Here is a 25910-nt window from a genome sequence, read left to right on the forward strand (position 1 = left end):
AACAGAAACAAAATAAAGAAACGGGAGGAAAGCATGCACAACGGCGTTTCTCCCGTTTTTTCACCCCACAGAAAACCATGACACAGGAAATAATAATATACATAATAATAGCCGCTGCGGCGGCAATCGCAATAAGATGGGCTGTACGGACAGTCAGAAACGCAAGCAAAGCCAACAGCTCGTGTGCCGGATGCCCGATTGCCGAAGCATGCAGCTCGAAAAACAAGAATAAATGTCCGAATGACAGAACAAAAACAGAAAAAACACGCTCAAAATTTGTCTGATTGAATAAAAAATCATACCTTTGCAATCGAATTTGAAAACGGTGCCTTGGATGAGTGGCTTAGTCAACGGTCTGCAAAACCGTCTACGGCGGTTCGAATCCGCCAGGCACCTCAGAAGAACTACAATTAATTGGATAAATTATTTGTAGTTCTTTTTGTTTAGACATACATAACTTGACACCGACAAAACTTAAACCATTATGAGAAAACTATTCACCTCACTCACGGCAGCACTGTTTCTCGGAGCGTGCGGAGCCGTGGCGCAGACCTATCACCCGTCTCCTGAGAACATACAGGCAAGAAAACAATTCCAGGACATGAAGTTCGGCATATTCATACATTGGGGCATCTACTCCATGCTTGCCGACGGTGAATGGGTGCAGCATTCCAAGAGAATAGACCGCAACGAATATTCACATCTGGCAGCAGGTTTCTGTCCGTCGCGCTTCAACGCCCGCGAATGGGTGGAAGCGTTCAAGGACGCCGGAGCGGGATATGTCACTATAACGTCGCGCCACCACGACGGATTCTCCATGTTCGGCACAGACGCCAGCAGCTACAACATAGTAGACGCCACTCCCTTCGGGCGTGACATACTGAAGGAACTTGCCGGCGAATGCGAGAGACAGGGACTGAAGCTGCACATATATTATTCGCATATGGACTGGTTCCGTCCCGACTATCCGGCAGGCAGCACCAGCAAAGACCTGCCGCATCGGGAAGCCAAGCCCGACTGGAACTCATATTTCAACTTCATGAACACACAGCTGACAGAAATACTCACCGGATACGGAAAGATAGGAGCCATATGGTTTGACGGCATGTGGGACCACGCGGACAACTTCGACTGGCAGCTTGACGAACAATACGCGCTCATACACAGGCTGCAACCGGCATGCCTCATAGGCAACAACCATCACTCCGCACCGCACGAGGGCGAGGACTTCCAGCTCTTCGAGCAGGACCTGCCGGGAGAGAACAGCGCAGGATTCTCCGGCGGACAGAAGGTGAGCGACGCATTGCCTCTGGAGTCGTGCCAGACAATGAACAGCACATGGGGCTACAGCATAACGGACAAGTCGTACAAATCTGCCGACGAACTGATAAGACGACTCGTGAAATCGGCTGGCATGAACTCAAACCTGCTGCTAAACATAGGTCCGCGTCCGGACGGATGTCTGCCGGACGAAGCGATGGAACGGCTGAAGGAGATAGGCAAATGGACAAAACGATACGGAGAAACAATATTCGGCACACGCGGCGGACTGATAAAGCCATGCCAATGGGGCGTGAGCACCCAGAAGGGAGACACGCTCTATCTGCACATACTCCATCTCGAAGAGCGGACGCTCACCATACCGCTGGACACGAAAGAAATAAAGTCGGCAAGAATGTATGACGACGGCAGCAAACTGAAAATACGCAAAGCTGGCAACGGCTCCGCCTTAATAAGTCTGCCAGCCACGCCTCAGGGTGTCGACACGATTGTAGAGATTGTCCTGAGAAAACAGAAGCGCGGATGACACACATTCTGTCCGGAAATGAATATTCATGCAATCAAGGAAGTAAAAAAACATGACAACTGAAAATCGCAAAAGAGAATTACGCTGACACGGAAACACATGTCGATGTACGGAAAAAAGCGATTTTTAGGAAAGAAAATCACAATAGAATACATTGCCCGAGCCCCTGCCGAGTTACAGAACAGACCGTTCCGCAATCTCACAGGGGCTCTCCCGTGTCACCACAAAGGCTTTCCCACGGTGCGGAAAAGCCCATATGACACCACGGAAAAGGCTTTCCGGCAGCACAGGAAAGGCGCAGGCAAATCACAAAACTCCACATCACACTGACTCTCAACGGCTTGGCATAACCGCTAAAAAAACAACGTATTTACAGCCGGAGAATCTTATGGACATAAAAAAGGCACTCTCGCGAAGCATGCTCCGCATAATTATGCACCTTCAACCTATAAGGTGCATATATATACAAAAACCGCAGACAACGGAGAGTGAGGCGCATTCTAAACTGAATAGGGCATCGGTCTTCATACGTATTTCGCATTGGTGTCAGACAGATTGGCTTCTGACTTTATCGAAGATGTGGCGGTCGACACAGGGAGGAAGCGCAAGACAAGATGAAGGCAACTGTGCGGAAGATGGATGAAGAGCCGGTCATGCATACGGATACACCCTACCCTTTTCTTCCTGATTCTCCAGACGGTTATGTAGGCAGCAGAAAAACAAATCATGAAAAATATTTTGCACAATCTAAATATTATTATTAACTTTGTCCCCCGAAAAAGGAAGATTGGCAGAGTGATCGAATGCGCTGGACTCGAAATCCGGTATACCGCTTTTTGGTATCGGGGGTTTGAATCCCTCATCTTCCGCAAACAAACGAATGACTATGTAACGAGAGCGGGGAGAAGACATAATTGTTTTTCTTTCCGCTTTTGTTTTTCCGTCACATCAAACCATCCTACAGGCGGTTGCAAATAATGTCATGCCGTTCTTCATCCTTGGGCATTACGAAGGTTGAACATATTGCCAGAAAAGAGCCATACATATACTTCCAACGAAACATCCGACCCGAATTGTCATCAGACTTCATACGTTTTACGTCTTGCCGTCAAGTTGTCTGGTTTCCGGCTATACCTCACATGCAGCCGGATATATCGGATAAAGACCGGGAAAAAGATGACGTCAGAAGTGCGGAATTCGCTTTGTGGGCCGTGAACCAAGTGAAAAAGCCGTCTTGGATGTATAAAGACCAATCAGGCTTCAACACAAAAATAAAACATTCCATAATATCACGACGAACGCTGACGGATGCGGAATCATTCAGATTAATACCGGTTAAGAAGTATGCCCTATGCCTCCAGCCACAACGCCTGAAGGAATTCAGCCACTCAGCGTAACACATGATGTTGCAGCCATCAATCTGTTCTGCTTCCGAATCATCATGGTCCGTATTCATGTGCTCAAATCCGTCAGACCGGACGCACACTATTTCTACAAACCGGACAAGCAGCCCGAGAGTCATGGGTATGCAAACGAAGAAAGGCTGCTCCTTTTTGTTGGGAACAGCCTTTCTTCGTGACTCCGACAGGATTCAAACCTGTAACCTTCTGATCCGTAGTCAGATGCTCTATTCAGTTGAGCTACGGAGCCTTGTTTCTTGTTTGCGGTTGCAAAGGTATGCATATTTTTTGTTTCCGCCAAACTTTTTCCGCTATTTTTTTGTTTTTTCTTCAAAAAACATCAGAAAAAGCATATTTCGCCTACTCTTCCCCCTTCAATATGGGCAAGGATATGTGATATTTCACGGCAAGGAGCCTTATCGCACATATTATCAGGAATGACAATACGACTGCCATGCTTACATTAAGCCCGGCTGTAACAAAGCCCCAATAGGCGAGCCCTCCCACTACACTTGCCATGGCGTAAATCTCTTTCTGAAAGATTACCGGCACATTGTTGAGCAGCACATCGCGTATCACGCCTCCGGCAGACCCCGTGATGCATCCCATTATTATGGCTACCCAGAACGGGTGACCGCAATCGATGGTCTTCTGGAGTCCGGCAATGGTGAAAAGAGCCAGACCGAGAGTGTCGAATAAGAACCATGCGTTGTCGAGACGCTTGAGATAGCGCGCGAACACTATCACAAACATCTGCGCCATGACCGTACACACAAGATAGACCGATGATGTCATCCAGAACGGAGTGACACCGAGCATGACGTCGCGTATGGTGCCTCCGCCTATGGCGACAGCCACACCACACACGAATCCTCCGAACCAGTCGAAATGCTTGGCGGCTGCATGGCGTATGCCGGATATGGCAAACGCGAACGTGCCGAGAAACTCTATGACATTGAAAAGAGTGCTGTATATCAACTGATCGTCCATCGTCAGAGGTTGACTACGTTTACAGGATTGCCGCCGGCAAAGGCACGCAGATTGTCTATGGCAGTTCTGACAAGACGTGTGCGCGCCTCACGCGTTGCCCAGGCGATGTGGGGAGTGATGTAGGCGTTGGGCTGTCTGAGCAACGGGTTGTCGGCTGAAGGCGGCTCGCTGCTCATGACGTCAGCCCCATAGGCGGCAAGCCGACCGCTCTCGAGAGCCTCAGCCACGTCGTGCTCGTTTACTACCGGACCACGGCTGGTGTTGATGATAATCGCTCCGGGACGCATACGCGCGATGCTGTCGCGGTTGATGAGATTGCGTGTCGAATCGTTCAGCGGACAATGAAGTGTGAGAATGTCGCTTGCGGCAAGGAGCCCGTCCATTGTGGTCTTCTGTATGCCTGCAGGCAGGTCGGACAGATGCTTGCTCGTGAATGCGAATACGTCCATGCCGAAATCCATAGCTATGCGTGCCACCTTGCTACCTATGTTGCCGAGACCGACAATGCCCAGCGTCTTTCCCGCCAGTTCGGTGAGCGGTGTGTCGGCATAGCAGAAGTCCTCGCCTTCGCTCCAGCGTCCGGCACGGTTCTGCGCGGCGTAATGGGCTACACGGTTGGTGATATTCAATATATGCGCGAACACCATCTGCGCCACGCTCTCGGTGCTGTATGCCGGAACATTGGTGACGGTGATTCCGAGTTTGCGTGCGGCTTCTATGTCAACTGTGTTGAATCCTGTGGCAAGCACTCCGATATACTTCAGGCGCGGAAGCTGCGAAAGAACGGCGGAATTGAGCACCGTCTTGTTAGTCATCACGGCATCTGCGTCAGCAATGCGGCTGACCACGTCTTTTGCGGAAGTGCGCGGATAGACAGTAAGTTCTCCGAATTCTCTAAGCGGTTCCCACGACAGGTCACCGGGATTGGCACAATGGCCATCCAATATAACAATATTCATATTTTAAAGATGTTTTGTTCTATTATCCTTGTTTTGAATTATTTATCCTTATATCTTTCGCCCCAGCAACGCAACATCCACTGATATTGCTTTTCTTCGGAAGGGGTGTGCTGGGCATGCCATATTCTCGTGTCAGCCAGTTCGTCGGGCATGTACTGCTGGCTTACGAAATTACCTGGAAAATCATGCGGGTAATTGTATCCGTCACTGTATCCGAGATTCTTCATAAGTCCGGTGGGAGCGTTACGCAGATGGAGCGGCACAGGAAGATTGCCTGTACGCCGCACTATGTCGAGCGCGGAGCCGATGCCCATATACGCAGAATTGCTCTTCGGGCTTGTGGCAAGATAGACAGCAGCCTCAGCCAGAGGTATACGGCCTTCAGGCCACCCTATCTTTGTGACGGCGTCGAAGGCTGCGTTGGCAAGAAGCAGGGCGTTGGGATTGGCAAGCCCGATGTCCTCAGCCGCGCTTATGACCAGGCGGCGGGCAATGAACTTGGGGTCCTCACCGCCCTCTATCATGCGTGCCATCCAATAAAGCGCAGCATCCGGGTCGCTGCCACGTATGCTTTTTATGAAGGCTGAAACAATGTCATAGTGCATCTCGCCGTCCTTGTCATAGGCAAGAGGATTCTGCTGCAGACGGCTCACCACTACGTCGTCGGTTATGAGAACGTCGCCTTCCTCGGCGTCAACCACAAGTTCGAGAATGTTGAGCAGCTTGCGTGCGTCACCGCTGCTGTACCTTAAAAGCGCGCCGGTCTCACGCAGCTCGATATGCCTGCGGCTAAGCTCCGCGTCTTTAGTGATGGCGCGGTTGAGAAGTTCGAGAAGATCATCTTTCTCAAGCGGTTGCAGGACATACAGCTGGCAACGGGAGAGCAGCGGTCTTATCACTTCGAATGAGGGATTTTCAGTGGTGGCGCCTATGAGAGTGACCACGCCACGTTCCACAGCACCGAGCAGAGAGTCCTGCTGCGACTTGCTGAAACGGTGAATCTCGTCAATAAACAGTATGGGCGATACAGAAGAGAAGAACTGTCCCTTCCGTGCGCGCTCTATCACATCGCGGACATCTTTAACCCCACTCGTGACTGCACTGAGGGTATAGAACGGCGTCTCCAGTCTGTTGGCGATAATCTGAGCAAGAGTGGTCTTTCCGACTCCGGGAGGTCCCCATAGAATAAAAGAGGGGATGCGCCCTGCATCTATCATTCTGCGCAAGACGGCACCCTCACCTACAAGATGTTTCTGACCGACGTATTCGTCAATGGTGCGGGGTCTCATTCTTTCAGCCAACGGCTCACTCATATCATGTACAAAATTAGAAAATATATGCGATACAGACAAAAATTCTATATGAAAAACTTGTAAATTAAAAGTAAAGTATATACTTTTGCACCGCCTCATTGCGACGTATTATGAAGGTAACAATCATTCAGACTGACATACAATGGGCTGCGTGTGACAACAACGCATCTGCTGCACGGGACATCATACTCTCTGCAGGAGAAAGCGACATGTATGTCTTGCCGGAAATGTGGAATACCGGCTTCACCGTCACAAAAGAAGAGGTCTCGGCCTCATCATCAGACCGGGCACTGGAATGGATGCAGGAAACCGCACGGCAGACAGATGCCGTAGTGTGTGGAAGCATGGCTGTAGAAAACGAAGACAAAGCAAACCGGGCCATACATCCATATAGAAACAGAATGTTCTTTGTAAAACCTGACGGGGCGTACACTTGCTACGACAAACATCATCTGTTCAGACCTGCGGGCGAAGACATCATGTTTGCCGCAGGCGACAAACGGATAATTGCAGAATGGAAAGGATGGAGATTCCTGCTCACAATATGCTATGACTTGAGATTTCCGTTATGGCTGCGCTATAACAACGACTACGACGCAATAATAAATGTTGCGAACTGGCCTGACATGCGCCATGACGCATGGGATGTACTGACGAGGGCACGCGCGATTGAGAACCAATGCTTCTTCATAGCGTGCAACAGGACAGGACACGACAAGACTCTGTATTATTCCGGACACAGCAGGATAATAGACCCGCAAGGCAGGATAATGGCAGAATGTGAGACAGGAAAACAACAATCCGTCACCGCTGTCATAGATAAGGACAAAGTGACAAACTACAGACGGGCGTTTAATGTACTGGACGAAAGAGATAATAAGTAACATTATAATATGAAACAACAGAAAGCATTAACTCTTAAAACATTAACGAAAAGCAATGTGTGGGAACTGCAGGAAAACGACATCCTGCACATGTGGGAATCTGCAGAAAGGGATGCTGACCTCAAAGACAACATGCGGCATTACATTGATGTAATCAAAAGCGCATTCGACATGGAGGAGATGAAAATATCAAAACCGGAGGTTATCAGCAAATATGAGGCACGGGGATACAAAATCGGAACAATTCGCCTGGACGAAAACAATAAATCAAAATGGGCTATAAAAAAACGTCCGATAGCAAGAGTGACTGACCTCACATACGAAAATATCCATCATATCACAGCCGAAAAGCTGCTCGAAGTGCTCGACAGCAATTTCGGAGGAGGATGGGAGTCTCTTTCACAGAGCATAAGGGACATAATAGAAAGCGGATTCGACATAAGCACAACAACATTGCCGAAAGACAGACTCCACAAACCGGGCGGTATGTATGAAAAGAAAATTAAAGACGGTTACGATGTCCTTGAAATAGAAAAAGGTATGTGGGTGGAAGCCATATTTGCCAAGGAAAAACCGGAAAACACGCCTTACACACCACATAAAGACGAGGATGACAGCAAATACAAAAGACTCAACGACGAGGACGAGGAATATGAAGAGGAAAATGAGGATAAGTTTGACGATGACGACGATGACGATTTCGATGAAGACAAACTGACCGAAGAAAGCTATCGTACAACATTCGATACAGATCCTGAGGAATTGGCTTTAGAAGCAGAAGACGTAAGCGACGACGATAATTATTGATAAAAGAAACGCAGACAAACATATTATAAGTAAAGCTCCAGACAGAAACATACACTGTCTGGAGCTTTTTCATTATACATGAGCGGCAAAATCAAGCTTCCGTATTTTAACCCGCAATAGAGCATTAAGACACTGTACACATATTTATATTTTCCTATCGGCTATTCAATTCTGTTTTTTACTTCCTACATTATCTTGCCTTCCGATTTTCCACGATATACCAGCTACGTATTCAAATGAAGCGGAAACCAACATGTATGGCAGTAGCGCGAAATGATGATGATGCCTGATTACCGACTTGGGATAAAAACATTTTATATCGACTGACGAGGATACAGCATTCTGGTGAAATATGATGACAGACCTGGGATAAACGCATTTTATATCGACTGACGAGGATATGGCATTCTGGTGAAATATGATTACCGACCTGGGATAAACGCATTTTACTTCGACTGGCGAGGATATGGCATTCTGATGAAATATGATGACAGAACTGGGATAAATGCATTTTATTTCGACTGGCGAGGATATGGCATTCTGATGAAATATGATGACAGACCTGGGATAGACACATCTTATATCGACAGACGAGGACAGAAGGAATTAATGGAATTATAACTGCCGCCTCGGTGTAAAAACATCTGAACATCCCATTACTAATGCAGAACTGAAATATGTCTCACAGAGTAACGCATAACATTATACCCTATAAAATTACACACTTATTTCGAGATTTACACTTACGCAGTCTTGAAAGACAGTCCTCCCAATCATAGCTCTCAACTATTTGTGAATTAACGCGTGAAACATTTTATGCTGTTTATTTTTTAGGAACAAATGTCTCCCAAGTCTGGTCATCATAGAAGATTCTTATTTCAGTTATTTTACGCTGAGGTTTGTCAAAATTTTTTACTTTATTAATGACATCGTCATATGAAAACTGTACACCTGATACGGGCGATGGTTTAGATGATATTACTTGTTGATGATCATCAAAATCAAGCATCCTCTCAGACACAGTTCCAGAATCACTCTGTGCCTTTACCGAAACATCTTCATCACTGCCGTCCTCATACATATCACCAATCCCAAACAAAAGCCAGTCTGTTGATATTTTGGGAATCTTATTCTTTATTGCCTCAACTATCGCAAGGGTAGGACGGGTACGTCCGGTGAATATGCTACTCAATGTCGCCGGGGCAATTTGTATGAATTCGGCAAACACCTGTTGAGTCATATGCTGACTTTCCATGACCTTTCTGATTCTGTCTTTCATATGCTAAAGCTGTTTTTTAGCCCGTAAATGGGCTATTTTCTATGATTTTACAAAATTAAAATAAAATAATGACATACACAACAATTCTATAATATATTTACATTTGGATAAAACGCATTTGTAATATCAAATTTATAGTATAATACTACGTGTGTTATTGATATTTACATTTACATATACAAATGTAAAGAAAGCCATCAATTAACGCCATAAAAAACACTTTACATATATTATAATATAATATTGGTAATCAATATAGTTATTTTAACCGATAGAGATGTATTATACATGCCTTATCAAGTATAATTCTTATATGAGTATGCAATAGCCGAATGAAAATATTAATAAAAGCTTTTAATCAGCTCATTTTCATATAGATATATGATTAAAGTTACTGATGTATATATATACATTCACATTTATATAATCAGACGATATCGCTTTGTATATACAATATACAACGATTCGTATTTTACATTTACATATTACATACGTAAATATAGGGATTGCGACACGTTTATCAGAATTGGTTTACAATATTATATTACACATTTTGAAATGCTAAAATTTACTAATTGTTGATTAGGACGGTTTGAAAATGGGAAAATTTCCCAATTTTTCAATAATTCGGACAAAGGATAATGTCATCCCGAAATACTCAAAATATGAGAGGGAATAAATCACATAACTATCATAGTTTTAACAAATTATAAAGAAAAAATGCCTTGAATGAAAGTTATGTTTTAGAAAAAGCAATATCGAAAAAAGGGTGTTTTTCAGTGCAAAATATAGAATATAAGCTCTTTCATCAACTCACCAGACCCTGTATTTGGATTATCCAGACCTTTGCTTTTAGCGTCTATTTCTCTTATTTTAGAAATTATCTGCATTGTTTTCATAGGTGTGTAGTTTTTCATACCTACCATATAGTCCTTTACACCCCACACGGACTTCAATTCCAAAGCCTCTGCAACAGCCGAGTCGTTTGTACGGTTGTGAGTATAATGCGCAATCATCAGATTCTGGAAAAAACCAAACAGTAAAGGCAAGAAAGAATAAACAGAGCCTGCCTTGGGATTTTTGTCAAAATAATTTACTATTCTGTTAGCCTTCATTATATCACGTTCAATTATCGCACGGCGCAATTCAAAAGAATTGAAATCCTTGCTCACTCCTATCTGATGTTCCACGACATCAGGTGTAACACGCCGGTCCGTATCTGGGAGTGATATAAGGAGCTTGTCCAGTTCGGAAACAAGACGGCTTATATCAGAACCTATGTGTTCGGCAACAAGCGCAGCCGACTTCTCATCTATCGCGGCATTGTGAGTTTTCATGTACGTTGTAATAAAACCAGGCAGTTCACTGTCACGTTTCTTCTTGCTTTCAAAAACTACGCCTACGGCTTCCGTTTTCGCTACAATCTTCTTGCGTCTGTCAATGGTTCCGTTCTTATAACATAAGACAAGTATTGTAGAAGACAGCGGTTTATCGAGATATCTCTCCAAAGCGTCAAAAGAACGGATGTTCTGTGCCTCCTTAACGACAATCAGCCGATGTTCTGCCGGCATAACAGGATAGCCTTTCGCCATATCCACAATCTGCGCGGCGGTGACATCAGAACCAAACAGAATGTTCTGATTGAAAAACAATTCTTCAGGCTGCAACACATTGTTTGAGATATAATCAGAAATCTTATCGATGAAATAAGACTCCTCTCCCATCAACAAATATATGGGATAAAATCTGCGTGCTTTCAAATCACGCATCACTGACTCATACGTAGTTACAGTCTTTTTCTCTGCCATTTCGAAACAATTGTATTTTTTTCAATAAACACAGGCATCTGTCGCGCGGAGACATTCTCAACCGTATAAAACGCGATGAATACTGTCCACATGAAAACGACAAGATGTGTCTGATTCTCATTATTCATGCATAAAACAGCCGTAATTTATTTTGTCAGAGCAACTATTCACATTATCTTTGCATAAGATAAGCTGCGATTCGGCAGTGTCAAGCCAGGTAAAACAGTGTTTCCCTGTCTTGCCGTTGCACTCATCTTGCATTATCTTTGCATAAGACAAGCTGCGATTCGGCAGTGTCAAGCCCAGTAAAACAGTGTTTCCCTGTCTTGCCGTTGCACTCATCTTGCATTATCTTTGCATAAGATAAGCTGCGATTCGGCAGTGTCAAGCCCAGTAAAAAGGTGTTTCCCTGTCTTGCCGTTGCTCTCATCTTGCATTATCTTTGCATAAGACAAGCTGCGCTCGGGAAATTGCAAGTAAACTTTCGTTTCCCTCGTTTGCATTATCTTTGCATACAAAAACAATTGTGTACAGTCTCCATTTCCACTTATTGTGAAGCAATGGAGCCATTGTCTGAAGCTGTTAATGCAATAATCATTATATGATACAAAATTAATAAAATGATCCGACTAAACCTACCAAGTTTTAAAATAAAATTGTCCGGTACCATACAAAAGCCGATGATATACGATATTCTTCGAAGGAAGCATGTCGCACTCACGCCTGAAGAATGGGTGAGACAGCATTTCATACATTATATGATAGAGTGCAAATCATATCCAGCCTCACTCATGGCAAACGAAGTCAGCCTGAAATATGGCTCTAAATCACTACGTGCCGACACCGTATTATATAACAGAAGTCTTAAACCAATCATGATAATGGAATACAAGGCTCCTGACATTGCCATAACACGCAACGTTTTTGATCAGATATCCGCATACAATCTTCTTCTACATGTAGACTATCTCATCATGAGCAACGGTATGCAACACTATTGCTGCAAGATGGACTATGACCGCCGCAGCTACACCTTTCTCACAGACATCCCCGACTATCCAGACATCATATGATATATACAGCCAAACGTTTTCCAACTATTATAAATACAAAAGAATATCTACTTTTTATTTATTTTATTGTCAGAAAAACATAAAGGCACTATATTTGCATATTCATAATACACAAAACCGTGCCTGTACGTTTCATTATATAAATGAAGGCAAGCCCGGACGAATACAGAAAGAATACAAATTAAAACAATCATGACATGGGAGCATCAAGATGGATAGGAGGCTATCTGGGATTCATATTGGGCGGAGGTCCCTTAGGGGCACTCGCAGGATTTGCCCTTGGATGGCTATTTGAGAAAGGAATGGACAATGTCAACGACAAAGAAGGAGAATACGGACAAGCGTTTGACGACAGCTATAACAGACAAAGAGAATATGAAGGAGAACGCAACTCCTTTCTTTTCTCACTCCTCGTACTGTCCTCTTACATAATCAAGGCTGACGGAAAAGTGATGCACTCAGAAATGGAACTTGTGAGACGATTTCTGAGCCGTAATTTCGGAGAGACCGCAAAAGCTGAGGGAGAGAGAATCATACTGCGCCTGTTCGAGCAGCAGAAACAGATGGGAGCGGAAAGGTTCAGAGCCACAATTCACGATGCGTGCCGGCAGATTGAAACAAACATAAGCTATGCGCAGCGTCTGCAGCTTCTCAACTTCCTTGTGATGATTGCGCAGGCAGACGGCGTAATCGTAAAAGAAGAAAACGACGCGCTCAGAGAGGTTGCCGTAAATCTCGGCATATCTTCCGCCGACATAGACTCCATGCTCAACCTGCAATACGGCAACAGCAGCCTTGACGCGGCATACAAGGTACTTGGCGTAAGTCCCGACGCCACAGACGAGGAGATAAAGGCAGCATACAGAAAGATGGCTCTTAAGCACCATCCGGACCGTGTCGCCACACTTGGCGAGGACGTAAAGAAGGCTGCCGAGAAAAAGTTTCAGGAAATAAACAACGCAAAAGAACTTATATATAAGGCACGCGGTTTATAATCCGCAATGCACGCAGATCTTTTGCTTTATGCATACAACAAGCAATAACATAATGATATGTTCAAAGCGTGATAAAAGGCGAAGCATTTACGCTTCGCCTTTTATCATGAAAAGCCACGCCTGACAAGCGGTCTCATGCATGCTTTTATACTCCTTTGGATTCTTTTTTATACCAAACTACATCGGACATCATACATGTTTCACACGGCTCCATACATATTTCGTTCCTGTTTGTTTTAGAAAAAACAGACGGCATCCGGCAATATAAAAAGCTCTTACTGCCTTCACCGGCACTGTCTCATACATGAAAACAAGGCGGTATTATACGCATACAAGCCAAAGTAGAGATGCAAAATCTTGCGTCTCACAAGCAAGGATGCGCAATCAACTGATGTGAATATATGCCTGCCGTTGCCGCTATCATTCCTCGGAAGACGCAAGATTTTGCGTTCATACCGGGCGGACACCGATTATACATTTAAGGCTTATTGTCAGCCTTTCATCCTTCTTCCGTACTGCTGCCTTCATATTGTATTCAGCTTTTTCACGGTGTAGCCCGTCACATCTTCAACAAATGCAGGATAAAATCTGGCTGACAGCAGCACTAAACAAGAATAGAAGTCTAATGACGATTCGGGTTTAATACGAATCTGGCGAATTTTAAGTAACAGAAAAATAGAAGTATACACAAACTGTCCTTATACTGAATTCATCCGACTAACGCTATTTTATGAAAAAAATGCGGACAACGACGCCGCTCCTTTACGCGCCCTTGTCCGCACCTTACCATATAAAGCCGTCTTAATACTACTCGTCAGCCTTCTTTGTCTTACGCACCGCACGCTTGCGCTTCGGTTTGTCGTCCGTATCACCGACGGCATTCCTTACGCCAGCCAGTTCAGGGTCAATCATGATTCTTCCGCAATACTCGCACACGATGATTTTCTTGTGCATTTTGATGTCGAGCTGTCGCTGTGGCGGTATTTTGTTAAAGCATCCTCCGCAGGCATCGCGCTGCACGTACACGATGCCCAGACCGTTGCGCGCGTTCTTGCGTATGCGCTTGAAACTTGAGAGAAGGCGCGGTTCTATTTTTGTCTCCATGTCCTTTGCCTTTTCCTTCAGTTTCTCCTCCTCCTCACGTGTTTCCTGCATTATCTCGTCAAGTTCGCCCTTCTTGTCCTCAAGAGCTGTCTGGCGGTCGTCTATTAGGAGTTTGTTCTGCTCAAGGTCTTTTTTCTTCTCCTCGACCTTCATCAGAGCCTCCTTGATCTTTTTGTTGCACAGCTCTATCTCAAGACTCTGGAACTCTATTTCCTTTGTCAGAGTGTCATACTCACGGTTGTTCTTCACATCGTTCAACTGCTGCTTATAGCGTTCCACGCTTGCCTCAGCCTCCTTTATCTCCGCCTTTTTCTGCGAAACTGCCGACTGGAACTCGTTGATTTCGTTTTCTATTTTCTCCACACGAATCCTCAAGCCTTCGATTTCATCCTCGAGATCCTGCACCTCGAGAGGCAGTTCACCGCGCAACGCACGTTTTTCGTCTATTGCCGACAATGTTGTCTGAAGCTGATAAAGGGTTCTCAGTTTCTCTTCCACTGATAAATCTGTAGGATCTTTCTTTGCCATAATTATAAATAGATTATCGGATTCGTGTTCGTTCCAGCCATTACGACCGGTACTCCGGGACACTCTTCCTCGATTATTGATTTGAATATTTCCTTAGTAAACTGTTCGCTCTGGTAATGTCCTATAACACATATCTGTATTTCCTGCCCATGTCCGAAATACACATGATAATGCATCTCGCCCGTGACAAAAGCGTCCGCGCCCTCCTTTATCGCTTCGTCAAGCAGGAAATCGCCCGCTCCGCCGCATATGGCGACACGCCTCACAGGACGTTTCAGCAGCTCGTTGCACATGGCACAGTCCACACCAAACTGTTTTTTCACATTTCTCACGAAGTCCGTAGCACCCAACGGTTCGGGCAACTCGCCTATCACTCCGTTTCCTGCCTCAATGCCTCCGACATCCTTACGTGCGAAGAAACCGACGTTCTCAAGTCCCATCTTCTCCGCAATCTTGAAGTTAACGCCACCGCGTGCGTTGTCCATGTTGGTATGCATCGACACCACAGCCACGCGATTCTCTATAGCCTTCATCACCGTACGCTGCACGCTGTCGGCATCTGATATGGTCTTCAATCCGTGAAACAGCAGCGGGTGATGTGACACAACCAGATTGCATCCCTTGCTCACTGCCTCATCGATGATGTCCTCGTTCACGTCAAGGCACAATAAAGCCCCTGAGACTGCCACCTCCGTCAATCCTATCTGCAAGCCGGAATTGTCCCATCCTTCCTGCAAAGGCAGAGGCGCGAAACGTTCAAGGGCGGTCATCACTTCCTTTATTTTCACGCTTTTACAGCTATGTTATGTTTATAATAGATTGCAAAGTTAATAAAATAATTATACATTTCCCATATACCGCCACACTTTTTGCATTATTTTAACCCGACCATATCCGCACGCCTTTTGAGCACATACTTGCCGCAGAACGTCACATTCCCGACAAGCACGACATGCCGCCGGACGATTTTTTACTATAAAAAACTCTTATAGGATATAAAACATACATTCCCTAAATCGAGAAAGAGTTCTACTAGTATTAATAAAAACAGTTCTGTAAATGAAATAGGAAGCCAAAGATAATATTAAAAATAATATGCCTTAATTCCGCAACTAAGTGCGTAATTAAGGGAATACTGTCACAAACCATTCACACCAATAGGAAAACAGCTGCACACCATCATGGGGTTCCCATCCGACACAGCAATCCTCCGCAGCACATCGAACATCCGGAATAAGCTGTGTACCAACAAATAGTCTGCACTGTCATCCACGGTTCTACAAGCTGTCGTTTGCTAACATTAATTTGTATTTAAGTTAATTAACCCTCGTTTTGTTGGCAAACAGGCGATTTTTCTCTATCTTTGCAAGAGAAACCATTCCCAACATGAAATTCCTTGAGACACGGAAATACCGCCAATGGGCAGCCATTTTTCTGCTGCTAACCACAGTGTTGTGGGTAGCAGAACCTGTGTTTCACAATTTTCATGACCATAAAACCGAATTAACTGCCAAGCACAAACATAATTGCGTGGTATGCATGGAGCTGTCCATGCCTTTCCAACCGGCCAAAACGCTCTTCTCACCCGTACTGTACTTGGTATTGCTCACCACATTTATCTACACCGTCCGCTCTTTTTCCACATTCGAGCGGCAATTAAGCTATCATCTTCGCGGGCCACCCTCAATGCAATAAGCCGTTTCTTTAAAAATTATCATTTACTGTGTTACCAACCACAATGATCGGCAACACAACTTATTGCATACCCTTTATCCAACTCAAAACAATGAAAAAATTAGGATTATACTGTGCATTTGCCCTCGTTTTGGCAAGCTGCGACAGTGCACCCATACCCGAAAATAATGCAGAAGACTTGCAACACGATGAAGCCACACGCGTAGAATTGATTTTTACACCCGGCACATTGGCACAAGACAACATCAAAGACCATATTTATGCCCAAGGATTTACACCTGATGCCTCCCGGCCGACACTTGTCTTGAACGCTGAAACGGACCAAGCAACAGGACAACGCACCATCACACCAAACGCCGGACTCAACTTTGTTCCCAACCGCTGGTACAAAGTGGAAGTAAATCTTTACAACCATGCCGGCACTAATATTAATCGCAGTATTACCGCGTTTCCCCATCAAGTCAACGCACACCAATTTTATTTTCGAACCCTCGTAAACAATGAAAATCAAGCCGACAGATACGCAGACTATCGCTATGGCGATGTTACAGCAGACGGACAGCTTGTAATGCCCCCTTTGGGCTTTGTAGGTTACATAAGATTCAAGGCTGACCTACCGGACGGTGCAAACCTCAATCCGATATTGGTACACGTGGTTCCCCCCGCCATCAAGACGCAAAAACGGGGCGAACCCTATCCTTTCCATACGCCACCGGCATCCCTGATGAGAGATGTTGATGTTAATTTCCCATTCCCCATATCAGTAACCCCGTAACCACATACCATTGTTTATGAAATCATTATATCGTATGGCTGCACTCGCAGGAGTGGCAGTCATGGTAGTTGCGTGCAACGACAACGACCCACTGTCCGATTCTTTATCCGATTCAGCCACTTGGAACGGCACCGCAAACATCGCACTACAACAGAACCAAATACAACCCGACAGCATTGTCATAGAACTGTACGGAGGACATTCGCACCTGCCACAGGGTACAGAACCCGAAATTGGCAGCGTATATTGGTCTAACCGTAACGGTGGCTTCCATGCCAATCCGCCATCGGTAGCATTCCCCATGCGTACTTATCAAAAAATGGTCTATCGCCGTACACCGAAAGGTGACTATGTAGCCGACAACCATTTTGATACTGTTTTCAGAATGCAGTCATCACCTCAGAAAACAGGCAATTGGTACGGCCTTGTGGTAAAACTGTACGACAAGAATGGGTCACGTATGGACATCGCATACAAATCTCCCGAACAGCGCAATAACATACAAGTATTCTATCAGGTATCAGATCTAAAGCCCATAGCGCAAACCATTCCTGCCAATGTAGTGACAACCGATACCACCTTTACAGCCAACGACATGGATGTGGATGATAGCGACGAACAAGCAATGAAAGCGCAAATGCTGGCGCAAGGCTTCAATGGAACACTCACTTTGGGCTATCAGCCTGTTGCCCACTGGACTGCCGACAGTGCGGCCAACCGTTCCTGTTATTTCTGGTATTTTGACCGGCCGGAAGACGACACCAAGGAACTTCTCACCACACCGGTAGGCTTCCGCGGTGTGTTGGCCGCCCGGATACCTTTTGTAGCCTACAATCTGGTAATGCGTGTATGTGGCAACAAAGGAGGAGCAACAGTACGCACGTCCGACAATCCATCGGAAGAACAACTGCAGAATGTGCTGTTTAACTTGAAAATTCCCTTCCGAAATGTCTTTGAAACACCCGGATGGGGAAAGCCCACAGGCAACGAAGGCTTATTGAACATCGTGTGGGATAAAGAATACAACTATCTACCCGCAGCGGCAGATCGCGTCATCAACAACCGTTGTATGTTCATTCCCGTACTGCGTGAATATCCTTCTTTCACCGTGGAGCAATTAAGACGATGGTATGAAACCGACAGTGAACTAAGTTTTGAGTCGGCTAATTTCTGGCTATAACCCCACAGGGCAGACCGACACTGCAACACGGTCTGCCCACCACTGATCACAACACAATATGATAAGTTTCATTTATGCTTCGCCGCTAAAGACATTAACGGCGTTAGTACTCATGATGCTGTGGGCACTTCCGGGTCAAGCCGTTCATACAACCATCAAGGTATTAGATGCTCAAGACCACACACCACTTGCCTTTGCACGGATTCGCATCCACGAAACCGGACAAATATATCAATCCAATCCGCAAGGAATCGTTCGATTGTCTGTCGACAAGTGGCCCCAAACTGCAACCATCTCCTATATCGGTTATCATGACTTACACCTCACACTGACAAAAGAACGGACACTGTATGAGGCGGCACTACAACCATTAAGCTATACGCTTGGCTCGGTACAGGTCCTAGGCGACAGGGTGAAAGGCAGCAAAACCGGCAACATCGCACAGGCCGATGCCTTTCGCATTGCGGCCGGGCAGGGACAGACCCTTGCCGGTATGTTGGACGATTTGCCCGGTATGCGTGTACTTTCCACCGGAGCCATGATAGAAAAGCCCATCATTGAAGGGATGAACGGCAGCCGTATCGCCATCATTGACAATAGTGCCAAACTCATGGGACAGCACTGGGGCGACGACCATGCACCCGAAATGTCTATCTCGTCATACGCCAAGGTACACGTGGAAAAAGGTGCGGAGAGCGTGCGCTACGGTGCCAATGCCATCGGAGGAATCATTGTGGTAGATACCAAGGTGAATCCACGGCTTAGCGGCACAAAAGGTTCGGTGAATACAGCCTATACCCAAAACGGACGTATGTTCGGACTTGATGCCTTTGTTGAAAGCACACTGCCCGGCGTAGAACATTTCCGTTATCGGGTGGGAGGAAAGTTTTATAAGAGTGGCGACTACCGTACCGCAGCCTATAACGTGTCCAATACCGGATCAAGACTGCTCGACCTAAAAGCGGCATGGGCATGGCAATGGAACGATAAATGGCAATGGAAACAACATCTGGGTCTTTACGACACGGAGATTGGCGTATTTTCGGGCAGTCATCTCGGTACAACCGAAAATCTGCTGCAACGTTTTAAACAAGGCAGACCATCGCCCGAAGAAATCGGACCGTTCAGCTACGCCATATCCGCACCGCGCCAACGCATCATACACACGATTAGCAACACCCAAGTGGGCTATGATTTTGATGCTGACAACCACTTTGATGTGCGTCTGGTTTACCAGCAAGACTATCGGCGCGAATATGAAATACGCAAAGCCGACTTGTCCAATCTGCCCACATTCGCATTTAAACTCTCTACCCTGAACTTGCATGCAGACTGGCAACACCGTCTCTCGGCCATTCAAAGCATGATGGAAACAGGCGCAGATTTTAATTTTATCCGCAACGTATCTGATGCCGGTACCAAAGCCATTCCCATCATCCCGAATTACGTATCACGCACGACCGCCCTCTATTCACTGCTGCACGGCCGCATCAACAACAAGCTCCGAATGGAAGCCGGAATGCGCACAGATTATCAATACTTATCAGCTGCGGGCTACAACAATCTGGGACAGTTCTACGGAGGCACCCAACATTACTTCTCCATTTCGGGAACATTGGGAGGCGCATACATACTCTCACCCCATTCTACACTACGCACCAACCTCGGACTGGCATGGAGGGCACCCGAAATGAACGAACTCTACAGCAAAGGCGTACACCACGGCGATGCCGTCTACCAAATAGGCGATGCGGACTTGCACACAGAAAAAGCCATTAAGTGGACTGCAGGCTATCACTTAAAAACTCAAACGGTAGATGTTCATGCCAATGCTTTTGTCCACTATATTCACGACTACATTTACGATATTCCGCGCTATACGGTTGATGGAAGCGGACAGCGCATCCCGGAAATATTCGAACTTATTTCGGGAGCCTACCCCATCTATTATTATGTGCAGTCCAACGGTTTGTTTGTCGGCGGCGACCTTGCAGTGGAACTGACTCTGGGTAAACATCTGACCTACGAAGTATCGGGCGAATGGATGCGGGCAAGAAATCTCTCGCTACACACCTATTTCCCGAACATTCCATCCGACCGCTACCGTCAAAAAGTCACTTTTCATACATCTCTCGGTCCATGGCAAATAAAAGCCGATGCCAACCACCAGTATGTTACCAAACAAAACCGTTTCGATCCGGATATCGACCTGCTGCCGGATACACCGCCTGCTTACCATCTTCTTGGAGGCAACCTTTCGGTGACACGCACATGGGGCAACATCACATGGTGTACATACACACAGATTAGCAATGCCCTAAACACCCTCTACAAGGACTACACCAATCGACTAAGATACTATACCCATGACCGCGGACGAAGTATAACGCTTGGTATCCGCATGAGTTTTTAATCAATAAAAATAAGACGAATCGGAAATAAAAGTACATAACGGTCATCTGCAACACATACAAACGGGTAATAATAACAGGGAAACAGCCTTGCAGATGACCCTGTTCGGAAACAAAACGGAGCAACCACAGGACAAACGGCAATGAATCATGGTTCATACGAAAATCCAATGTGCCCAACCGATTGTGTACAAGCAAACGAAAAAACGGTCAAAGTATCGCCTGCATCCAATTGTCAGGAGAACGATACTTTGACCGTTTTTGTTATAGACAAGTTATCACTACTGTCCCGTTAAAGTGGACTAATCGCTCTTTGAATTAATTGAAATACAGTCTATTAGGCGGTATTTTGGAATGAAACGGACTTGATTTCGTAACTTTGCAGTCAAATTCAAATGACTGTTATGTTCCCTTAATTCCGCAACCTTGCAGAAGTCTTGCGAGTTATGCTGCCAATACCTATAATATGGGCGCTTGCTGCGATTCAGGCGACTTGTTGCCATACATTCGCAGATGAACGCGCATAATACCCCCTTACCCCCATAGGAGTTTGCAATTGTTCACCCTCGAAAATATCCGTTTCAGCCTGCCCTTACATTGAATATGGACCAATAATGCAGCCACCTGTCCTTCGTATAGATGTTCAGTACCCATTGCCTGGCAACGCGCACCCATTTCGCCGGCACGGTGATGAACGCGAAGACAAAGCGCTTGAGCCGGCTCTTCATGTCGATGCCGGGGAAGACTCCGCAGACCTTGCCCAGCAAGTACAGGTAGAAGTTCTTCAGCATGGCGGTGAAGAGCAGGAACACCGTGTTGTCCTCCATTGTGGAAAAAGGGAGGTGCGCCCATCCGAAGTCGTTGTTCTGCACGTCGAAGTTCTTCTCCGAGGCGCCTCGCTGGTTGTACTTGTCGATGACCTGTTCCTCCGTGTTGTCGTGGTCGTTGGTCAGTATGGCGCGGTACACGTATTCCATTCCGGGCAAGAGCTGCTCTCCCTGTCCGGTCTCTATTTTGGCGCGCTGCACGACAAGCCTCAGGTGCCAGTCGGAGAGGAAATCGGTGAACGCGAAGGACGCGACGTCCATGTCCTGCCCATTGACCGCCGTATGCCGCCATTCCTCACACTCCTCATACATTTTCCTGCGTTCGGCGCAGCTGGAGGCACGGAGGTAGAAGGTATCGGTACGCAGGAAAAGCTCCTCGACGAGTTCCTTCGTGAACGAGCCGCAATCGGCACGGAACATGCGCACGTGCAGCCCGTGTGCCTCTATGTTGTCGAGCATGTGCGCCAGCTCCTCCACCTGCTCGAACTTAACATTCGAGTTCCCCTGCCTGTTCTCCACGCCTATCACCAACGGGCCGGCGGTCATCACTTCCTTTATTTTCACGCTTTTACAGCTATGTTATGTTTATAATAGATTGCAAAGTCTAATAAATTTATTATACATTTCCCATATGCCTACCCACTTTTTGCATTATTTTAACCCGACCATATCCGACTTTTGAGCGCATACTTGCCGCAGAACGTCACATTACCGACAAGCACAACATGCCACCGGACTATTTTTTATTATGAAAAGCTCTTATATGATATAAAACATACATTCCCTAAATCGAGAAAGAATTCTACTTGTATTAATAAAAATAGTTCTGTAAATGAAATAGGAAGCCAAAGATAACATTAAAAATAATATGTAAGAAAGAAAGTAATAATAAATAGTTACCTTTGCACTTACAAATAATATACAATGGATATTAATCTCTTGAAATTGGTGTTAGTTGAACGGAAATATACAATATAATAGTTGACATAACGGTCGGACGTAAATACATCTACAGTTTCAAAATGATGTGATAACACCGCATTGCCTCTAATGGAAGATATAATTAGCAGGTCTAACGTATTAAACATTGACATTAAAGAATTGATTAATAATTATGAGTAGTAAAAGTAATGACCAAGGACGTGCCTACGAATACATATGTTTGCATTCATTACAAGATGCAATAAGTGCTATCCGTAAATCACAAATAATCCATAATAGCTGTTATGATGCTGCAGAACATGCATGGAATACACTTAGTGTTGCTGAGAAAGCGTTATATACGATGAGCGCGAAATCAACAATAGATACAATATTTGCATTGAAACCAAATATCGTAGAAGTTGACAATGATACACTGAATCTGTATATACAAAGCGATGAACATGGAATAGAAGCTGACGTACGTGACATTATTATTGATCGTAAGGATATTGTCTGGGAGATTGGATTGAGCATAAAGCACAATCACATGGCTGTAAAGCACAGCCGTTTAGCAAAAGGTTTGGATTTCGGCCAAAAATGGTATGGCATTAACTGTTCTGAAGAATACTGGAATGCAGTAAAACCTACATTTGGTTTTTTGGAAGAGGAAAAAGCAAGGGGAACCTACTTTAGAGATTTGAACTCTAAAGAAGACGATGTTTATGTGCCATTATTGAAGGCTTTTATGCAAGAAATAAAGACACAAGTAAATAAAAATGCCGACATTCCTCGTAAACTTGTCGAATATTTACTTAGCAAATATGACTTCTATAAGGTTATCAGTATAGACAATAAAAGAGTCACCACAATACAGTCATTCAATATGTATGGGACTTTGAACCAACCGAGCAAGACGCAAAAGCCTTCTTTGGAAGTTCCTACAATAGAGCTACCGACAACTCTGCTTTACATGGATTTCAAACCTAAAAGTAAGACAACGGTAATTATGGGCTTTGATAATGGCTGGCAATTCTCATTCAGAATACACAATGCAAAAGACACCATTGAACCATCTTTGAAATTTGATATTCAGATTATAGGAATGCCTCCTGCTGTAAACATATCTTTTAACTGCAAGTGGTAAATATGAATTTGATTAGTCTTTTTTCTGGTGCAGGTGGTCTTGATAAGGGATTTCACAATGCGGGATTCCATACAATAGTCGCAAACGAATTAGATAAGAAAATATGTCCCACATTTAAAGCTAACTTCCCGGACACAAAATTAATAGAAGGTGACATCAGAAATATACCTTCAGAATCATTTCCTAAACATGTGGCAGGTATAATAGGTGGTCCTCCATGCCAATCATGGAGTGAAGCTGGTTCTTTAAAAGGTATAGAAGATGCCCGCGGACAATTGTTCTATGAATATATCAGGATTTTGCGTGACACACAACCTCTGTTTTTTGTTGCGGAGAATGTGTCTGGTATGCTTGCCAAACGACATGCTGCCGCCGTTAGTGGATTCATGAGGTTATTTGATGAAGCAGGATATGACGTTAATCTGAAAATGCTTAATGCCAACGACTATGATGTACCTGAAGACAGAGACCGTGTATTCTACATCGGCTTTCGCAAGGATTTACACATAGATGATTATGAATATCCGAAACCGCAAGAGCATAAACCTACTTTACGCGAGGCTATTTGGGATTTGCAAGACACAGCCATACCGGCAAGAGAAAAGAACCATACAAACGGAGATGCTTGTGCCGTACCTAACAATGAATATTTCACCGGTGCTTTCTCACCAATATTCATGTCACGCAACCGAGTAAGGTCATGGGACGAGCCTGGATTTACGGTTCAGGCAAGCGGAAGACAATGCCAGCTTCATCCTCAGGCACCAAAGATGATAAAGGTGGAAAAGAACTTACAGAAATTTGTTGAAGGGAAAGAGCATCTGTATAGAAGAATGACCGTGAGAGAGGTTGCCCGTGTCCAAAGTTTTCCTGATGACTTCAAGTTCATATATGAAGAGGTGAATTATGGATATAAGATGATTGGCAATGCCGTTCCTGTCAACCTTGCATATCATGTGGCATTAAGTATAATTGAGACATTGAAACGACATAATATCATATCAGACAATTCATGGATGTAGTATCTCTATTTGCAGGATGCGGAGGTCTTGACCTTGGGTTTGAAAGAGCAGGTTTTAACGTGAAATGGGCTAATGAAAACGATTCTTCTGTATTTGAAACATATAGAAGGAATCACCTCAATACCATATTAAACACTACAGATGTACGCTTACTCAAAGACCAGGACATTCCTTCTTGCGACGGTGTTATAGGCGGACCGCCATGTCAATCGTGGAGCGAAGGTGGCAAACAGCTCGGATTGGAAGACCCAAGGGGCAAATTGATCTTAGAGTATGTCAGAATTGTCAAGATGAAAAAGCCAAAGTTCTTTGTCATTGAGAATGTACAGGGGATACTTGATGACAAGCATAAGCAATCGTTGGCATTCATAATAGAAAGTCTGCAATCTATAGGTTATTCTATAAAATACAAACTTATAAATGCGTCAGACTTTAAGGTTCCGCAAGATAGATATCGTGTGTTTTTTATTGGAATACGGAATGACATACATAATACGTTTACGTTCCCGCTTGCTGCGACCGGCAGGAAAATCACTTTAAGAGAAGCCATTGGGGATATCGTTGAAAGACCAAGGTTTTTCAACGACGAGATGATTCTGACAGAACATCCTGCAAGAAAGAACCATGACGTTTATACTGGAAACTATGACGCAAAATACATGTCGCGCAATCGTGTCCGTTCATGGAACGAACAGTCTTTCACAATACAGGCACAGGCAAGGAATGAGCCTCAACATCCGCAGGCTCCAAGGATGACTTATGTCAGTTCTGACAAGAGAATTTTCGCAAAGGGGTATGAGCATCTTTATCGTCGGTTGAGTGTGCGTGAATGCGCAAGAATACAGACATTTTCTGATAGCTTCGTGTTCTTCTATACAGACATCAGAAACGGGTATAAGATGGTTGGCAATGCCGTGCCGCCACGATTGGCGTACGCTCTTGCTGTGCAAATACAGAAGATGTGTTTTAGATAAACCCATAAAAA

The 25910-nt window shown here is 45.0% G+C and carries 18 protein-coding genes, 3 tRNA genes and 1 pseudogene; 13 read left to right on the forward strand and 9 right to left on the reverse strand.

The features are described 5' to 3' along the window. Positions 1-324: 324 nt before the first annotated feature. The 3 genes from BN4609_RS09200 (at position 325) to BN4609_RS09215 (ending at position 2676) form a co-directional block, all read left to right on the forward strand. Positions 325-396: transfer RNA gene (locus BN4609_RS09200), tRNA-Cys, on the forward strand. Positions 397-484: 88 nt separating this feature from the next. Further along, positions 485-1807 carry an alpha-L-fucosidase gene (locus BN4609_RS09205; protein ID WP_021993097.1) on the forward strand — a complete coding sequence of 441 codons (1323 nt, stop codon included), beginning with the start codon at positions 485-487 and terminating at the stop codon, positions 1805-1807. Between the two features lie 781 nt (positions 1808-2588). After that, positions 2589-2676: transfer RNA gene (locus tag BN4609_RS09215), tRNA-Ser, on the forward strand. A 707-nt stretch (positions 2677-3383) separates the two neighbouring features. On the opposite strand, the gene BN4609_RS09225 is transcribed toward BN4609_RS09215, so the two are convergent. The 4 genes from BN4609_RS09225 to BN4609_RS09240 form a co-directional block, all read right to left on the reverse strand. After that, positions 3384-3457 (reverse strand) — tRNA-Arg (locus BN4609_RS09225). Between the two features lie 110 nt (positions 3458-3567). Beyond that, positions 3568-4197, reverse strand: a complete 630-nt coding sequence (locus tag BN4609_RS09230) for a trimeric intracellular cation channel family protein (RefSeq protein ID WP_068856436.1) — start codon at positions 4195-4197, stop codon at positions 3568-3570. Between the two features lie 2 nt (positions 4198-4199). After that, a complete protein-coding gene (locus BN4609_RS09235; RefSeq protein ID WP_068856437.1) occupies positions 4200-5156 on the reverse strand; it encodes a D-2-hydroxyacid dehydrogenase in 957 nt (318 codons plus the stop codon). Between the two features lie 38 nt (positions 5157-5194). Then, positions 5195-6469 carry a replication-associated recombination protein A gene (locus BN4609_RS09240; protein ID WP_068856438.1) on the reverse strand — a complete coding sequence of 425 codons (1275 nt, stop codon included), beginning with the start codon at positions 6467-6469 and terminating at the stop codon, positions 5195-5197. Between the two features lie 110 nt (positions 6470-6579). On the opposite strand from BN4609_RS09240, the gene BN4609_RS09245 reads away from it, so the two are divergent. Both BN4609_RS09245 and BN4609_RS09250 read left to right on the forward strand, forming a co-directional pair. Next, positions 6580-7353, forward strand: coding sequence for a nitrilase-related carbon-nitrogen hydrolase (locus BN4609_RS09245; protein ID WP_021993091.1), 774 nt, complete (start codon positions 6580-6582; stop codon positions 7351-7353). A 9-nt stretch (positions 7354-7362) separates the two neighbouring features. Next, a complete protein-coding gene (locus BN4609_RS09250; RefSeq protein ID WP_021993090.1) occupies positions 7363-8160 on the forward strand; it encodes a hypothetical protein in 798 nt (265 codons plus the stop codon). An 823-nt stretch (positions 8161-8983) separates the two neighbouring features. Here BN4609_RS09250 and BN4609_RS09255 read toward each other — a convergent pair. Further along, positions 8984-9439, reverse strand: coding sequence for a helix-turn-helix domain-containing protein (locus BN4609_RS09255; protein ID WP_068856439.1), 456 nt, complete (start codon positions 9437-9439; stop codon positions 8984-8986). Between the two features lie 776 nt (positions 9440-10215). After that, positions 10216-11247: a DNA polymerase III subunit delta gene (gene holA, locus BN4609_RS09260; RefSeq protein WP_068856440.1), complete on the reverse strand. Its 1032-nt coding sequence runs from the start codon at positions 11245-11247 to the stop codon at positions 10216-10218. A 620-nt stretch (positions 11248-11867) separates the two neighbouring features. Here holA and BN4609_RS09270 point away from each other — a divergent pair. After that, positions 11868-12320: a type I restriction enzyme HsdR N-terminal domain-containing protein gene (locus BN4609_RS09270; protein WP_021992655.1), complete on the forward strand. Its 453-nt coding sequence runs from the start codon at positions 11868-11870 to the stop codon at positions 12318-12320. 197 nt (positions 12321-12517) lie between these two features. Beyond that, entirely contained in the window at positions 12518-13315 is a 798-nt protein-coding gene (locus BN4609_RS09275) for a TerB family tellurite resistance protein (protein WP_068856442.1), read from the forward strand. A gap of 807 nt (positions 13316-14122) precedes the next feature. On the opposite strand, the gene BN4609_RS09280 is transcribed toward BN4609_RS09275, so the two are convergent. Continuing rightward, positions 14123-14947, reverse strand: a complete 825-nt coding sequence (locus tag BN4609_RS09280; RefSeq protein ID WP_068856443.1) for a zinc ribbon domain-containing protein — start codon at positions 14945-14947, stop codon at positions 14123-14125. 2 nt (positions 14948-14949) lie between these two features. After that, entirely contained in the window at positions 14950-15735 is a 786-nt protein-coding gene (locus BN4609_RS09285; RefSeq protein ID WP_068856444.1) for a Nif3-like dinuclear metal center hexameric protein, read from the reverse strand. A gap of 998 nt (positions 15736-16733) precedes the next feature. Here BN4609_RS09285 and BN4609_RS09290 point away from each other — a divergent pair. The 3 genes from BN4609_RS09290 to BN4609_RS09300 all read left to right on the forward strand — a co-directional run bounded on the left by BN4609_RS09290 (position 16734) and on the right by BN4609_RS09300 (position 21010). Continuing rightward, positions 16734-17417, forward strand: a complete 684-nt coding sequence (locus BN4609_RS09290; protein WP_164071630.1) for a hypothetical protein — start codon at positions 16734-16736, stop codon at positions 17415-17417. Between the two features lie 16 nt (positions 17418-17433). Continuing rightward, positions 17434-18597 (forward strand): hypothetical protein, encoded by a 1164-nt coding sequence (locus BN4609_RS09295; protein WP_164071631.1) that lies wholly within the window; start codon positions 17434-17436, stop codon positions 18595-18597. A gap of 259 nt (positions 18598-18856) precedes the next feature. After that, positions 18857-21010: a TonB-dependent receptor plug domain-containing protein gene (locus tag BN4609_RS09300; RefSeq protein ID WP_164071632.1), complete on the forward strand. Its 2154-nt coding sequence runs from the start codon at positions 18857-18859 to the stop codon at positions 21008-21010. Positions 21011-21589: 579 nt separating this feature from the next. On the opposite strand, the pseudogene BN4609_RS09305 reads toward BN4609_RS09300, so the two are convergent. Then, positions 21590-22384, reverse strand: a pseudogene (locus tag BN4609_RS09305) (transposase); the annotation flags it as partial. Between the two features lie 565 nt (positions 22385-22949). On the opposite strand from BN4609_RS09305, the gene BN4609_RS09310 reads away from it, so the two are divergent. From BN4609_RS09310 to BN4609_RS09320, 3 genes are read left to right on the forward strand one after another with little or no spacing between them, the layout of a single operon-like run. Next, on the forward strand, positions 22950-23903 hold the full coding sequence (locus BN4609_RS09310; protein ID WP_068856449.1) for a HaeIII family restriction endonuclease: 954 nt from the start codon (positions 22950-22952) through the stop codon (positions 23901-23903). Between the two features lie 2 nt (positions 23904-23905). Next, entirely contained in the window at positions 23906-24925 is a 1020-nt protein-coding gene (locus BN4609_RS09315; RefSeq protein ID WP_068856450.1) for a DNA cytosine methyltransferase, read from the forward strand. Beyond that, positions 24916-25899: a DNA cytosine methyltransferase gene (locus tag BN4609_RS09320; protein WP_068856451.1), complete on the forward strand. Its 984-nt coding sequence runs from the start codon at positions 24916-24918 to the stop codon at positions 25897-25899. The genes BN4609_RS09315 and BN4609_RS09320 overlap by 10 nt, the downstream gene beginning before the upstream one ends. Positions 25900-25910 lie beyond the last annotated feature (11 nt).

This window comes from Leyella lascolaii (assembly GCF_900079775.1).
In the GTDB taxonomy this organism is placed as follows: Bacteria; Bacteroidota; Bacteroidia; order Bacteroidales; family Bacteroidaceae; genus Prevotella; species Prevotella lascolaii.